Origin of the sequence: Citrobacter sp. Cpo090 (genome assembly GCF_030332665.1) — a bacterium.
GTDB classification, from domain to species: domain Bacteria; phylum Pseudomonadota; class Gammaproteobacteria; order Enterobacterales; family Enterobacteriaceae; genus Citrobacter; species Citrobacter portucalensis.
In genome coordinates this window covers 12,617-26,861 of record NZ_JAOWHK010000035.1, presented here as the reverse complement: position 1 = coordinate 26,861, position 14,245 = coordinate 12,617, and the positions used below count along the sequence as shown (strand labels likewise).

Sequence of the window (14,245 nt, the reverse complement as noted above, 5' to 3'; positions counted from 1 at the left end):
TATGCGTATTCTCGTATCAGAGCGGAAGGGCAACCCGCGGGGGCTACCCAACCTGCATCCGATTACTCTTCGCTGAACAGGTCGCCGCCGTGCATGTCGATCATTTCCAGCGCCTTTCCGCCGCCGCGCGCCACGCAGGTCAGCGGATCTTCAGCAACAACAACTGGAATACCGGTTTCTTCCATTAACAGACGGTCAAGGTTACGCAGCAGCGCACCGCCACCGGTCAGCACCATACCGCGTTCGGAGATGTCAGACGCCAGTTCCGGCGGGCACTGTTCCAGTGCAACCATTACTGCGCTCACGATACCGGTCAGCGGTTCCTGCAGGGCTTCCAGAATCTCGTTAGAGTTCAGGGTAAAGCCGCGCGGAACGCCTTCAGCCAGGTTACGACCGCGAACTTCGATCTCGCGCACTTCGTCGCCCGGATAAGCGGAACCGATCTCGTGTTTAATACGTTCTGCGGTCGCTTCACCGATCAGAGAACCGTAGTTACGACGAACATAATTAATGATGGCTTCATCGAAGCGGTCGCCGCCAATACGGACAGAAGAGGAGTAAACCACGCCGTTCAGGGAGATAACGGCAACTTCAGTGGTACCACCACCGATATCCACAACCATTGAACCGGTTGCTTCAGAAACTGGCAGACCCGCACCGATCGCGGCCGCCATCGGCTCTTCGATCAGGAACACTTCACGAGCACCTGCGCCCTGAGCTGATTCACGGATCGCACGGCGTTCAACCTGAGTTGCTCCAACCGGTACACACACCAGTACGCGCGGGCTTGGGCGCATGAAGCTATTGCTGTGCACTTGCTTAATAAAGTGCTGGAGCATTTTTTCAGTCACGAAGAAGTCAGCGATAACGCCGTCTTTCATTGGGCGAATTGCAGCGATATTGCCCGGCGTACGACCCAGCATCTGCTTCGCATCATGACCTACTGCAGCCACGCTTTTCGGCGAACCGGCACGATCCTGACGAATGGCCACAACAGAAGGCTCATTCAATACGATGCCTTGTCCTTTTACATAAATAAGGGTATTCGCGGTACCCAGGTCAATGGACAGGTCATTGGAAAACATGCCACGAAATTTTTTCAACATACTAAGGGATAATCCTGAAAGCTGGGGCGGAAAACAAAATCCGCTTACTTTACCAACCACACGCAGCAGCGACAAGGCGCAAAAATCATCTGCTACGGTGAAAATTAGTGCAGTTCGTTTCCTTTGTTACAAAACCGGCCTGAGTCCATCAGGGCTGAATAAATCAGCAGCACTCCTCGCTTTTGTTTGCAACCTGTCAAAGGTCATTCACCTGCATGTTTGCTGTTACAACCTGGCGAGCAGGCAAGCACACCCCCAGAAGGCACAGCGCGCGTTATTCTACGTGAAAACAAATTAAACGGCAGGTTAAACCGAGTATCTTTGCGAATATTTTTTCACGTTAGTGTCAAGTGGTTGTGATGCGGCAAAAAAATCCCCTTGCCCACCCGCAACTCCGCGTTCTGTCAGCGTATGCCACTCACTACGCGAACGTACGCCCGTGGCGTAAACCTGCGTGGGTGTTCCCGAACAGGCTTCCACCAGGCTTTGAACCAGAAGCTGATTTTCCGTTCGCTTATCAATGTTCCTCACCAGACTTGGATGCAGCTTCAATAACTCAACGTTAATCTCTTTGATCCAACTGGTGCTCACCAGTGTTAACCCCGCCTGCGTAACGGCAATACGCACGCCCAGCGCATTCATCAATCTGATGACGGGCTGTAACCGGCTGATATGTTGACAGACATCTGCCTCAGCAAGTTCAATAATTATGCGTTTACGTAATGATTTTTCGCACTGCATCAGCGTATCACGCAGCCAGCGCTGAAAACGTGGGCGAATGAGCGATTCGACCGTTGTCTGCATCGCCAGATTTTCCTGCGGCCAGTAACCCAAAAGCAGGATCAGACGGCTTATCTGCAAACGGTCATACTCTTCAGCCAGGCCAAATTGCAGGACCATCGGCATATATTCCGCCGAAATGACCTCTTCGTTGCCATCAAAAATACGGCACATCAACTCCCGATGGTGCACCCGGCCTTCACGCGTTACCGCAGGCTTTTGATAAATTCTCGGCCCGCCCCGGCTGAGCATCTGTTCGATCAGCGTTCGCCAGCGTACGTTGCCCCGACCTTTTTCCGGCAGCGAGTCATCATAGACCGACCAGCTGTTTCCGCCCTGCAATACCGAATTCCGGGTGGCGGCTTCAGCATGATCCATCACTTGCTCTGGCGACTGACCACTACGGCAAACGCAAATGCCAATATGAACCATATCGGCACGATCGATCATTTTATTAGCCGGAAGCGCATCTACCGCTTTTAATAATTGCCCAGCGATGCTTTCCGCCTCTTTCAACGTGCGGTGTGGCAGCAGGATTGCAAAATCGCTACGGTGGTAGCGCGCCAGCAACGCGCCCGGATAGCGAGTCATAAAAGTCGACAACAAATTGATCAGCGTCGAGATTTGTTCTTCCGCGAGGGTGATTCCCCAGCTATCGCGCAGCAGCGTAAAGTCCGGCAGGCGCACCATCATCACGACGCCATGCGAGCCTACTTTTTCCTGATCTTCCAGCAGTGTGGCCAGTTGGTTATCAAAGAACAAGCGGTTGCTTAGCCCGGTTTTTGTATCCTGTGCGACATAGGAACGAATCAGCGTATCCAGGCGGCTGCGTTGCTCGCGGGCATTTTGAATTTCAGTCAGCAGCATATCGAGCGCACTGCTGGTGCGCGCAGGCCATTCATAGACCGTTCCCCGCACGTTCGGCCCACGTTCGCCGTTCAAAATACGTGTGGAACGAATCTCCAGCAGCTCCTGACCCGAAAGCTGGCGCTGAAGCCAGCGCACAGACAAAAAGAGCATCAGAATAATGAAAGCAATGGCTATCGTGAGCGGTGCGGTGGTCAGTAGCGAATGGAAATAGTTACCCATCGGATCCTGATAAACCAGACGCAATGACATGCCCGGATGCTTGACCAACGGTACGGTAATCTCGCGGTAAAGATTGTTCGTCCCTGCCGGTCGGTAGCTGCTGGTACGTGAGTGGTCATACACCACGTTTTCGCCCTGCAACAGTTCGATGCGCACGATATCAACAGAAACCATCAGTTCATCGATTTGCGGGGTTAACGCAACGACATCTCTGGAGACCAGATGCGTATCAATCGCCGTCGCGACCGCATGAACGCGCGTGGTGAACTTATATTGAATAGCGTTGTAGAAACTCAGCGAACAGCCGATCAGAGTCACGAAGATCGTTAACCCAGTAAGCAGCGTGACAAAAGCTGAAAATTTCGTCGTTAATCGCATCCTTGTGTTAACTCCGACAGTTATGAAACAGGCCTGAAAGTAATAAATCGACTCTAAAATGCAAAACTGAAGGCAAAATCCGTCAATTTATACAAACTGTGAGGGCATACTACCAAATCAGGTATATCTGGCAATTTATTGCGCAGAATCGGCATCATGTTTTGATTAGCGAGTATAGTCTTCATTATTAATTTTCCAATCCACTATACGAATTGAGGACAGGTTATGCAGGCTTTGATCTTAGAACAGCAGGACGGAAAAACCCTCGCATCCGTTCAACCCCTCGACGAAAATCAGCTACCGGAAGGCGATGTGACGGTGGATGTCCACTGGTCAAGCCTGAACTATAAAGACGCCCTGGCTATCACCGGCAAGGGAAAAATCATTCGTAACTTTCCGATGATTCCTGGTATCGATTTCGCCGGTACCGTGCACGCAAGCGAAGATCCCCGTTTTCATGCGGGTCAGGAAGTTTTACTGACCGGCTGGGGCGTAGGTGAAAATCATTGGGGTGGACTGGCAGAACGCGCACGCGTGAAAGGCGACTGGCTGGTTGCCTTGCCGCAAGGGCTGGACGGACGTAAAGCTATGGTCATCGGTACCGCTGGCTTTACCGCCATGCTTTGCGTCATGGCGCTTGAAGATGCAGGAATTCGTCCACAAGACGGTGAGATTGTTGTCACTGGCGCCAGCGGAGGCGTGGGCAGCACGGCCGTTGCGTTACTGCATAAGCTGGGTTATCAGGTTGCGGCGGTTTCGGGCCGTGAAAGTACCCACGACTATCTGAAGAGCCTGGGCGCTAACCGTATTCTTGGCCGGGATGAGTTTGCCGAGTCTCGCCCGCTGGAAAAACAGTTGTGGGCTGGCGCGGTGGATACCGTTGGCGACAAAGTTCTGGCGAAAGTCCTCGCGCAGATGAACTACGGCGGCTGTGTTGCCGCCTGCGGTCTGGCGGGCGGTTTCGCTCTGCCGACCACGGTGATGCCATTCATTTTGCGTAACGTTCGTTTGCAAGGGGTTGACTCGGTGATGACCCCGCCGGCACGCCGTGCAGAGGCTTGGGCGCGTCTGGTTAAGGATCTGCCAGAATCTTTCTATGCTCAGGCGGCAACAGAAATTACGCTAGCGGATGCGCCGAAGTTCGCCGATGCCATCATCAATAACCAGGTGCAAGGCCGTACGCTGGTGAAGGTGAAGTAACAGACACTGGTGCAGAAATTTACACTTAATTAACGAAATTTCGCGGCACATCTACAGACTCCCTGCCATATTAACTACGCGTCCCCTGTCAGTTATGACGCGTAAGCCGGGAGTCTGTTATGAAGAAATTACGTCCATTTACAGAAGCCGACGTCACTGACGAGTCGGCTTTTTTTATGCAGCGTCGCCAGGTGCTGAAAGCATTGGGGATCAGCGCTGCCGCGTTGTCTTTACCCCACTCTGCGCAGGCTGACCTTCTGAGTTGGTTTAAGGGCAATGACCGCCCGCCCGCGCCCGCGGGTAAGCCGCTTGATTTCAGCAAGCCCGCCGCCTGGCAAAATTCGCTTCCTTTAACCCCAGCGGATAAAGTTTCTGGCTACAACAACTTCTATGAATTCGGTCTCGACAAAGCGGATCCGGCAGCCAACGCGGGTAGCCTGAAAACCGATCCATGGACATTAAAAATCAGTGGTGAGGTCGCCAAACCACTCACTCTCGATCACGACACCTTGACCACCCGTTTCCCGCTGGAGCAACGGATTTACCGCATGCGCTGCGTGGAAGCCTGGTCAATGGTTGTCCCATGGATTGGCTTTCCGTTACATAAACTGTTGGCACAGGTGGAACCCACCAGCAATGCGAAATATGTCGCGTTCGAAACGCTGTACGCACCGGAGGAAATGCCAGGACAAAAAGATCGCTTTATTGGCGGCGGGCTGAAGTATCCCTATGTTGAAGGACTGCGTCTGGATGAAGCGATGCACCCACTCACACTGCTTACCGTGGGGGTTTATGGAAAAGCCCTTCCGCCACAAAATGGCGCGCCCATCCGCCTAATTGTGCCGTGGAAATATGGATTTAAAGGCATTAAGTCGATCGTGAGTATCAAACTCACGCGCGAACGCCCTCCGACAACCTGGAATCTGGCCGCGCCCAATGAATACGGATTTTATGCCAACGTGAATCCGCATGTCGATCATCCCCGCTGGTCCCAGGCCACTGAGCGTTTTATTGGCGCTGGCGGTATTCTGGACGTACAGCGTCAGCCCACGCTGATGTTTAACGGCTATGCCGAAGAGGTTGCGTCACTGTATCGCGGACTCAATTTGCAGGAGAATTTTTAAGTGCGTCTGACCGCAAAGCACATTACCGGGCTAAAAGTTTGCTTGCATCTTGCCGGTTTTTTGCCGTTTATCTGGCTATTTTGGGCGGTAAATCACGGCGGCCTGAGCGCCGATCCGGTCAAAGATATCCAGCACTTTACCGGTAGGACAGCTCTGAAATTCTTGCTGGCGACCTTGCTGGTCTCTCCACTCGCGCGCTACGCTAAACAGCCATTATTGATACGCACACGTCGCCTGTTAGGGCTATGGTGTTTCGCCTGGGCAACGCTGCATTTAACCAGCTACGCGTTACTGGAGCTGGGCATTAATAATCTGGCGTTGTTAGGGCGGGAATTAATTACGCGACCTTATTTAACATTGGGCATTGTCAGTTGGGTCATATTATTCGCCCTCACCTTAACGTCTACGCAGGCTGCACAGCGAAAGCTGGGTAAAAACTGGCAGTATTTGCACAACTTCGTCTATCTTGTGGCGATCCTGGCCCCCATACATTATCTGTGGTCGGTAAAAATTATCTCCCCTCAACCGATTATTTATGCAGCGCTCGCTGCGGTGCTGTTAGCGTGCCGTTACAAGAAGTTTCGCCAGTGGTGGCGGTAGTTTCACGATATGTGCAGTGCGTTGCAAAACACGGACGATCCGATTTTCTTTACATGTTAACGGTTGATTATCTTCCCTGATAAGACCAGTATTTAGCTGCCAATTGCTACGAAATAGTTATAATGTGCGACTTTGCTATCCCCGGTAGCGTTTTTACGGCGCTGAAAGGGTGACAATCGCATATTGAAGGTATATTTTGTCTTTTACCCGAAAATGGCAGAAGATAGCCGCACAATGACTAACAAGTCTGGCAATCTCACTTAATGGCAGCAGCACCCAGTGCAGCGCCTGAGATGCGTGGCATCTTGTCACTCACTGTTATAAAAATGCTATACAGACGGCGGTAAAACGCCTGTCACAATCTCACTAAACAAAGAGTACGGAACCCACTCATGGATATTCGTAAGATTAAAAAACTGATCGAGCTGGTTGAAGAATCAGGCATCTCCGAACTGGAAATTTCTGAAGGCGAAGAATCTGTACGCATCAGCCGTGCAGCGCCAGCTGCAAGTTTCCCGATGATGCAACAGGCTTATGCTGCACCAGTGATGCAGCAACCAGCTCTGTCTAACGCTGTCGCACAAACTGCCTCTCCAAGTATGGAAGCTCCGGCAGCAGCGGAAATCAGTGGTCACATCGTACGCTCCCCAATGGTTGGTACGTTCTACCGCACCCCGAGCCCGGATGCTAAAGCGTTCATCGAAATCGGACAGAAAGTGAATGCGGGCGATACCCTGTGCATCGTTGAAGCCATGAAAATGATGAACCAGATCGAAGCCGACAAATCCGGCGTAGTTAAAGCGATTCTGGTAGAAAGTGGTCAACCGGTAGAATTTGACGAGCCGCTGGTCGTCATCGAATAACGAGGCGAACATGTTGGATAAAATTGTTATCGCCAACCGCGGCGAGATTGCCCTGCGTATTCTTCGTGCCTGTAAAGAACTGGGCATCAAGACTGTCGCTGTGCATTCAAGTGCGGACCGCGATTTAAAACACGTATTGCTGGCGGATGAGACGGTCTGTATCGGCCCGGCTCCGTCCGTAAAAAGCTATCTGAACATCCCGGCTATCATCAGCGCCGCTGAAATCACCGGCGCGGTGGCAATTCACCCGGGCTATGGCTTCCTCTCTGAGAACGCCAACTTTGCTGAGCAGGTAGAGCGTTCTGGCTTTATCTTCATCGGCCCGAAAGCCGACACTATCCGCCTGATGGGTGACAAAGTGTCTGCAATCACCGCGATGAAGAAAGCGGGCGTACCAACCGTCCCAGGCTCTGACGGCCCACTGGGCGATGACATGGACGCTAACCGCGCCCATGCTAAACGCATCGGCTACCCGGTTATCATCAAAGCCTCCGGCGGCGGCGGCGGTCGCGGTATGCGCGTCGTGCGCAGCGATGCCGAACTGGCACAATCCATCTCCATGACCAAAGCGGAAGCGAAAGCCGCTTTCAATAACGACATGGTCTACATGGAGAAATACCTGGAAAACCCACGCCACATCGAAATTCAGGTGCTGGCAGACGGTCAGGGTAACGCGATTTATCTGGCAGAACGTGACTGCTCCATGCAGCGTCGTCACCAGAAAGTTGTCGAAGAAGCACCAGCGCCGGGCATTACCCCGGAACTGCGTCGCTACATCGGCGAGCGTTGCGCCAAAGCCTGTGTTGATATCGGCTATCGCGGGGCAGGTACTTTCGAGTTCCTGTTCGAAAACGGCGAGTTCTACTTCATTGAAATGAACACCCGTATTCAGGTTGAACACCCGGTAACCGAAATGATCACCGGCGTTGACCTGATCAAAGAGCAACTGCGCATCGCAGCGGGTCAACCGCTGTCCATCAAGCAGGACGAAGTTGTGGTTAAAGGCCATGCGGTAGAATGCCGTATCAACGCCGAAGACCCGAACACCTTCCTGCCAAGCCCGGGTAAAATCACGCGTTTCCACGCGCCGGGTGGTTTTGGTGTGCGTTGGGAGTCTCATATTTACGCAGGCTACACCGTACCTCCGTACTATGACTCAATGATCGGTAAGCTGATCTGCTATGGTGAAAACCGCGACGTCGCTATCGCCCGTATGAAAAACGCATTGCAGGAACTGATCATCGACGGTATCAAAACCAACGTTGACCTGCAGATCCGTATCATGAATGACGAGCACTTCCAGCACGGTGGAACCAATATCCACTACCTGGAGAAAAAACTCGGACTTCAGGAAAAGTAAGCGTGCGTTAACCGAAAGGCCGGAAATTCCGGCCTTTTGTTTTTCTCCCCTCCCGCACGTGCCATAAGGTACAATCCCCGCTTTCTTTATCCACAAGGGACAAAAAATGGACGCTCGTTTTGTTCAGGCCCATAAAGAGGCGCGCTGGGCGCTGTGGCTAACCCTTTTATATCTGGTCACATGGTTAGTGGCCGCTTACTTACCTGATTCAACGCTGGGTTTTACCGGCTTACCACACTGGTTCGAAATGGCCTGCCTGCTAACGCCGCTGGCTTTTATCGTGCTGTGCTGGGCGATGGTGAAGTTTATCTATCGCGACATTCCGTTGGAGGATGACGATGCAGCTTGAAGTTATTTTACCGCTGGTCGCCTATCTTCTGGTGGTCTTCGGTCTCTCAGTTTATGCCATGCGTAAGAGAGTTACCGGTACCTTCCTGAATGAATATTTCCTTGGCAGCCGCTCCATGGGCGGGGTCGTGTTAGCGATGACGCTAACGGCAACCTACATTAGCGCCAGCTCGTTTATAGGCGGTCCTGGCGCCGCTTACAAATACGGGCTGGGATGGGTTCTGTTGGCGATGATCCAGCTGCCTGCCGTCTGGCTGTCGCTGGGGATTCTCGGCAAGAAATTCGCGATTCTGGCGCGACGTTACAACGCCGTCACCCTCAACGATATGCTGTTTGCCCGCTATCAGAGCCGTTTGCTGGTCTGGCTGGCGAGCCTCAGTCTGTTAGTCGCCTTTGTCGGAGCAATGACCGTACAGTTTATTGGCGGCGCACGTTTGCTTGAAACCGCAGCGGGCATTCCTTACGAAACTGGACTGCTGATTTTTGGCGTCAGTATCGCATTGTATACGGCGTTCGGCGGATTTCGCGCCAGCGTACTGAACGACACCATGCAGGGCATGGTGATGCTGATTGGTACTATCGTTTTGCTGGTCGGCGTCGTTCATGCTGCCGGTGGCCTTAGCAATGCGGTGGTAACCCTGCAGACTATCGACCCAAAACTGGTCTCGCCGCAGGGCGCTGATGACATTTTGTCACCCACGTTTATGACCTCATTCTGGGTGCTGGTATGCTTTGGCGTGATTGGCCTGCCGCATACGGCGGTACGCTGCATCTCTTATAAAGACAGTAAAGCGGTACACCGCGGTATTATCATCGGTACCATCGTAGTGGCGATCCTGATGTTTGGTATGCATCTGGCGGGCGCCCTGGGACGGGCGGTAATCCCTGACCTGACGGTACCGGATCTGGTTATCCCTACGCTGATGGTCAAAGTCCTGCCGCCGGTCGCTGCCGGGATTTTCCTCGCCGCACCGATGGCTGCGATTATGTCGACGATCAATGCCCAATTGCTGCAAAGTTCCGCTACGATCATTAAGGATCTGTACCTGAACCTTCGCCCGGAACAGCTGGAAAACGAAACCCGACTCAAGCGCATGTCTGCAGTGATTACCCTGCTGCTGGGCGCGTTACTGCTGTTGGCCGCCTGGAAACCGCCAGAGATGATTATCTGGCTTAACCTGCTGGCGTTTGGCGGGCTGGAAGCGGTCTTCCTGTGGCCGCTGGTGCTGGGCCTGTACTGGGAGCGGGCGAACGCAGCAGGCGCGTTGAGCGCGATGATTGTCGGCGGCGTGTTGTATGCCGTACTCGCTACCTTTAACGTTCAGTACCTGGGCTTCCATCCGATTGTGCCTTCGTTACTGATAAGCTTGCTGGCTTTCCTGATCGGCAACCGTTTCGGTTCTGCCGTCCCGCAAGTCGCCATATTGACTACTGATAAATAAAGAGTTTTGCCATGCCATGGATCCAACTGAAACTGAACACAACCGGTGCCAACGCTGAAGAGTTGAGCGATGCGCTGATGGAAGCGGGCTCCGTTTCCATTACTTTCCAGGATACGCATGATACGCCGGTATTTGAACCTCTGCCGGGCGAGACTCGCCTGTGGGGTGATACCGACGTTATCGGCTTGTTCGATGCAGAAACCGACATGAAAGAAGTGGTTGCCACCCTGGAACAGCACCCGCTGCTGGGTGAAGGCTTCGCGCATAAAATCGAACAGCTCGAAGACAAAGACTGGGAACGCGAATGGATGGATAACTTCCACCCGATGCGCTTTGGTGAACGTCTGTGGATTTGCCCAAGCTGGCGCGATGTCCCGGATGAGAATGCTGTCAACGTGATGCTGGACCCAGGTCTGGCGTTTGGTACAGGCACGCACCCCACTACCTCTCTGTGCCTGCAATGGCTGGACGGTCTTGATCTTAACGGTAAAACGGTTATCGACTTTGGCTGCGGCTCCGGCATTCTTGCCATTGCGGCACTGAAGCTGGGTGCGGCGAAAGCCATTGGCGTGGATATCGATCCGCAAGCGATTCAGGCCAGCCGTGATAACGCCCAGCGTAATGGTGTTTCTGAGCGTCTGGAGCTTTATCTGCCGAAAGACCAGCCAGAGGCGATGAAAGCCGACGTGGTGGTCGCCAACATCCTTGCTGGCCCATTACGTGAACTGGCTCCGTTAATCAGCGTGCTGCCCGTTGAGGGCGGTTTGCTGGGGCTTTCTGGTATTCTTGCCAGCCAGGCAGAAAGCGTCTGTGAAGCCTATGCCGATCTCTTTACGCTCGATCCGGTTATCGAGAAAGAAGAGTGGTGTCGCATTACCGGCCAGAAAAAATAATCCCTTCTCGTGGCCTCTCTGTAGGCCACGTTTCCCCTTTTTTGTCTCTCCCAGCCAACGTCACAATGCTAAGATAAACGCTTAACTCATTGAAGTTAAAATATAAAAAAGAATTTATCATTCATTGGACGAATTACATGAAAGCAACTTTTGGTAAGGCAGGGCTACTGGCCCTAAGCATCATGCCCGTAACGGTATTTGCCTCTCACTGGGGCTATGAGGGGGAAGGCGCTCCTGAACACTGGGGCGCACTCAGCGAGGAGTATAAAACTTGCCAGACTGGGATGAACCAATCCCCCATTAACATCGACACTACGCTTAAAGCGCATCTCCCACCGCTGAACGTTCACTACATTGATGGACCCACTACATTCATCAACAATGGTCATACCCTCCAGGCGGGTCTGACGACCTCGACCAAAAACACCGTTACCCTCGATGGAACGCCATTCACCCTGCAGCAGTTCCACTTTCACGCACCGAGTGAAAATACCGTTCATGGCAAACATTACGCTATGGAAGCACATCTGGTACACAAAGATGCGAAAGGGGATGTAGCCGTCGTCGCGGTAATGTTCGATGTTGGAGGAGAAAATGCAGAACTGAATAAGCTATGGACAACAATGCCTGAAAAAGCGGATCAGGAGGTCAAAGTAACCACTCAGATGGATCTTAACGCACTGCTACCGACCAATAAAACCTACTGGCGCTTCAGCGGCTCCCTGACGACACCACCCTGCACCGAAGGCGTAACCTGGATTGTCCTGCAACACCCAATGACGCTTTCCGAAGCGCAGCTTAAAAAATTCACTCAGGCAATGCATCACAACAACAACAACCGGCCAACACAACAGCTTAATGGTCGCGCGATCGTGGAGTAACACCTTCCGGCGTGGTTACCTGACCACGCTATTTTCAGACAATTGACCAGCACAGCAACACACCCCATCGAGATATAATATTTAATTGATTTTGTTAATTTTATATTGCCTTTCGTTGAGTGTATGCATGCGTTTCAACCGTTTTACCACAACTTTACTGGCAACATGCCTGATGCCCCTGACCACGCTGGCCGCACCATGGGGCTATACCGGAGAAACCGGCCCTGCTCAGTGGGGAGAAATTAGCAACGAGTATGCAACGTGCCAGACAGGCATAAACCAATCCCCCATAGACATCCAGACCACCACTGCCAGTAAACTCGGTCTTCCCGCGCTCAACATACAGTACGTCGATGGCCCAACCAGATTTCGGAGCATTAACCATACGTTGCAGGCAACGATGAGTAGCTATGCTTCTAATTCTATTGAAATTGATGAAACGCTTTATTATTTAAAACAATTTGATTTTCATGCCCCGAGCGAACATACCCTCGATGGTAAAACCTACCCGCTGGAGCTGCAGCTGCTCCACAAAAATCAATCCGGAGACATCGCTATCGTAGCGGTTATGTTTGAGGTCGGCGAACCGAACCAGGCGATTCAAAATTTGTGGGAGTCCTTTCCAACCATGGAGGACAGCAGTATGCCCATCTTCTCACCAGTTAATATCAATCAGCTTTTACCCGACAATAAAACCTACTGGCGGTATCGTGGTTCGTTAACAACGCCTCCCTGCACCGAAGGCGTCACATGGGCTATCCTGAAAACGCCTGTTGCTCTTTCAGCCGAACAGTTGGATAAATTTCACTCCATTGTTGGGCCAGCGAACAATCGCCCGCTGCAGCCGTTGAATGAACGCGAGATCACGGACAGCCATTCAGTGGATACCGAGATCCTGTACTAAAATGAGGCAGTGATCACACAATGGCGAGGTAATTTGCTGATTAATTCAGCAGAATATCTTGCCAGTACCTTCTGCTGCTGAAGAAAAAATGAGAAGTTACGCAAAATTATATGTGTATATAAAATCGACGCATTTTTATAATGCGATGATTTATATGATTAAATATTTTTATGCGTTCACATTTACGGCAATTCATTGATCCACCTCAGTGGATTGGTCAAAGTTTGGCCTTTCATCTCGTGCGAAAAATGCGTAATATACGCCGCCTTGCAGTCACAGTATGGTCATTTCTTAACTCATGCGCATCGGACAATACCAGCTCAGAAATCGCCTGATCGCAGCACCTATGGCTGGCATCACTGACAGACCATTCAGGACGCTGTGCTATGAGATGGGAGCCGGATTGACGGTATCCGAGATGATGTCTTCTAACCCGCAGGTTTGGGAAAGTGACAAGTCTCGTTTACGGATGGTGCACGTTGATGAGCCAGGAATTCGCACGGTGCAAATTGCCGGTAGCGCCCCTGTTGAGATGGCCGATGCCGCACGTATTAACGTGGAAAGCGGCGCCCAGATTATTGATATCAATATGGGGTGTCCGGCTAAAAAAGTGAATCGTAAGCTCGCAGGTTCAGCCCTCTTGCAGTACCCGGATTTAGTGAAATCGATACTAACCGAGGTCGTCAATGCGGTGGACGTTCCTGTCACACTCAAGATTCGCACCGGCTGGGCTCCGGAACACCGTAACTGCGTAGAGATTGCCCAACTGGCTGAAGACTGTGGCATTCAGGCTCTGACCATTCATGGACGCACCCGCGCCTGTTTGTTCAATGGAGATGCTGAGTACGACAGTATTCGGGCAGTTAAGCAGAAAGTTTCCATTCCGATTATCGCGAATGGCGACATTACTGACCCGCATAAAGCCAGAGCTGTACTTGACTATACGGGGGCGGATGCCCTGATGATAGGACGTGCAGCTCAGGGAAGACCCTGGATCTTTCGGGAAATCCAGCATTATCTGGACACTGGGGAGCTGCTGCCCCCGCTGCCTCTGGCAGAGGTGAAGCGCTTGCTTTGTGCGCACATTCGGGAACTGCACGACTTTTATGGTCAGGCAAAAGGGTACCGAATTGCGCGTAAACACGTATCCTGGTATCTCCAGGAACACGCTCCGGATGACCAGTTTCGGCGCACATTCAACGCCATTGAAGATTCCAGCGAACAGCTGGCGGCGTTGGAGGCATACTTCGAAAATTTTGCGTAAACAGAAATAAAGA

The 14,245-nt window shown here is 52.1% G+C and carries 13 protein-coding genes; 11 read left to right on the top strand and 2 right to left on the bottom strand.

The window, feature by feature from the left end; translation table 11 throughout:
- Positions 1–62: 62 nt before the first annotated feature.
- Together mreB and csrD are read right to left on the bottom strand one after the other, a co-directional pair.
- Positions 63–1,106 (bottom strand): rod shape-determining protein MreB, encoded by a 1,044-nt coding sequence (mreB, locus tag OGY83_RS18285; RefSeq protein ID WP_000913396.1) that lies wholly within the window; start codon positions 1,104–1,106, stop codon positions 63–65.
- 306 nt (positions 1,107–1,412) lie between these two features.
- Positions 1,413–3,353, bottom strand: a complete 1,941-nt coding sequence (gene csrD, locus OGY83_RS18280; RefSeq protein WP_191213838.1) for an RNase E specificity factor CsrD — start codon at positions 3,351–3,353, stop codon at positions 1,413–1,415.
- A 225-nt stretch (positions 3,354–3,578) separates the two neighbouring features.
- On the opposite strand from csrD, the gene acuI reads away from it, so the two are divergent.
- The 11 genes from acuI (at position 3,579) to dusB (ending at position 14,232) form a co-directional block, all read left to right on the top strand.
- Positions 3,579–4,553 carry an acrylyl-CoA reductase (NADPH) gene (acuI, locus tag OGY83_RS18275; protein ID WP_123267811.1) on the top strand — a complete coding sequence of 325 codons (975 nt, stop codon included), beginning with the start codon at positions 3,579–3,581 and terminating at the stop codon, positions 4,551–4,553.
- Between the two features lie 119 nt (positions 4,554–4,672).
- Positions 4,673–5,677 (top strand): protein-methionine-sulfoxide reductase catalytic subunit MsrP, encoded by a 1,005-nt coding sequence (gene msrP / locus OGY83_RS18270; protein WP_048236875.1) that lies wholly within the window; start codon positions 4,673–4,675, stop codon positions 5,675–5,677.
- The gene (msrQ, locus tag OGY83_RS18265; protein WP_079938240.1) at positions 5,678–6,277 is read left to right on the top strand and encodes a protein-methionine-sulfoxide reductase heme-binding subunit MsrQ; all 600 of its coding nucleotides are present in this window, start codon (positions 5,678–5,680) and stop codon (positions 6,275–6,277) included. It begins immediately after the preceding gene.
- Positions 6,278–6,669: 392 nt separating this feature from the next.
- Positions 6,670–7,140: an acetyl-CoA carboxylase biotin carboxyl carrier protein gene (gene accB / locus OGY83_RS18260; protein WP_003025210.1), complete on the top strand. Its 471-nt coding sequence runs from the start codon at positions 6,670–6,672 to the stop codon at positions 7,138–7,140.
- Between the two features lie 10 nt (positions 7,141–7,150).
- Positions 7,151–8,500 (top strand): acetyl-CoA carboxylase biotin carboxylase subunit, encoded by a 1,350-nt coding sequence (accC, locus tag OGY83_RS18255; protein ID WP_003828838.1) that lies wholly within the window; start codon positions 7,151–7,153, stop codon positions 8,498–8,500.
- Between the two features lie 106 nt (positions 8,501–8,606).
- The gene (locus OGY83_RS18250) at positions 8,607–8,849 is read left to right on the top strand and encodes a YhdT family protein (RefSeq protein ID WP_079938239.1); all 243 of its coding nucleotides are present in this window, start codon (positions 8,607–8,609) and stop codon (positions 8,847–8,849) included.
- Positions 8,839–10,290: a sodium/pantothenate symporter gene (gene panF / locus OGY83_RS18245; RefSeq protein ID WP_079938238.1), complete on the top strand. Its 1,452-nt coding sequence runs from the start codon at positions 8,839–8,841 to the stop codon at positions 10,288–10,290. The genes OGY83_RS18250 and panF overlap by 11 nt, the downstream gene beginning before the upstream one ends.
- Positions 10,291–10,301: 11 nt before the next feature.
- The gene (gene prmA / locus OGY83_RS18240; protein WP_079938237.1) at positions 10,302–11,183 is read left to right on the top strand and encodes a 50S ribosomal protein L11 methyltransferase; all 882 of its coding nucleotides are present in this window, start codon (positions 10,302–10,304) and stop codon (positions 11,181–11,183) included.
- A 137-nt stretch (positions 11,184–11,320) separates the two neighbouring features.
- Positions 11,321–12,064, top strand: a complete 744-nt coding sequence (locus OGY83_RS18235) for a carbonic anhydrase (RefSeq protein ID WP_286636577.1) — start codon at positions 11,321–11,323, stop codon at positions 12,062–12,064.
- 127 nt (positions 12,065–12,191) lie between these two features.
- Positions 12,192–12,968, top strand: coding sequence for a carbonic anhydrase (locus OGY83_RS18230; protein ID WP_286636576.1), 777 nt, complete (start codon positions 12,192–12,194; stop codon positions 12,966–12,968).
- Between the two features lie 298 nt (positions 12,969–13,266).
- Positions 13,267–14,232, top strand: coding sequence for a tRNA dihydrouridine synthase DusB (dusB, locus tag OGY83_RS18225; protein WP_286636575.1), 966 nt, complete (start codon positions 13,267–13,269; stop codon positions 14,230–14,232).
- The last annotated feature ends 13 nt before the right edge of the window (positions 14,233–14,245 follow it).

What these genes read in the sequence shown, in the direction of transcription:
- prmA (WP_079938237.1), top strand. Translation starts at nt 10,302, where the DNA reads ATGCCATGGATCCAACTGAAACTGAACACAACCGGTGCCAACGCTGAA.
- OGY83_RS18250 (WP_079938239.1), top strand. Translation starts at nt 8,607, where the DNA reads ATGGACGCTCGTTTTGTTCAGGCCCATAAAGAGGCGCGCTGGGCGCTG.
- OGY83_RS18230 (WP_286636576.1), top strand. Translation starts at nt 12,192, where the DNA reads ATGCGTTTCAACCGTTTTACCACAACTTTACTGGCAACATGCCTGATG.
- OGY83_RS18235 (WP_286636577.1), top strand. Translation starts at nt 11,321, where the DNA reads ATGAAAGCAACTTTTGGTAAGGCAGGGCTACTGGCCCTAAGCATCATG.
- accB (WP_003025210.1), top strand. Translation starts at nt 6,670, where the DNA reads ATGGATATTCGTAAGATTAAAAAACTGATCGAGCTGGTTGAAGAATCA.
- panF (WP_079938238.1), top strand. Translation starts at nt 8,839, where the DNA reads ATGCAGCTTGAAGTTATTTTACCGCTGGTCGCCTATCTTCTGGTGGTC.
- dusB (WP_286636575.1), top strand. Translation starts at nt 13,267, where the DNA reads ATGCGCATCGGACAATACCAGCTCAGAAATCGCCTGATCGCAGCACCT.
- accC (WP_003828838.1), top strand. Translation starts at nt 7,151, where the DNA reads ATGTTGGATAAAATTGTTATCGCCAACCGCGGCGAGATTGCCCTGCGT.
- csrD (WP_191213838.1), bottom strand. Translation starts at nt 3,353, where the DNA reads ATGCGATTAACGACGAAATTTTCAGCTTTTGTCACGCTGCTTACTGGG.
- msrP (WP_048236875.1), top strand. Translation starts at nt 4,673, where the DNA reads ATGAAGAAATTACGTCCATTTACAGAAGCCGACGTCACTGACGAGTCG.
- mreB (WP_000913396.1), bottom strand. Translation starts at nt 1,106, where the DNA reads ATGTTGAAAAAATTTCGTGGCATGTTTTCCAATGACCTGTCCATTGAC.
- acuI (WP_123267811.1), top strand. Translation starts at nt 3,579, where the DNA reads ATGCAGGCTTTGATCTTAGAACAGCAGGACGGAAAAACCCTCGCATCC.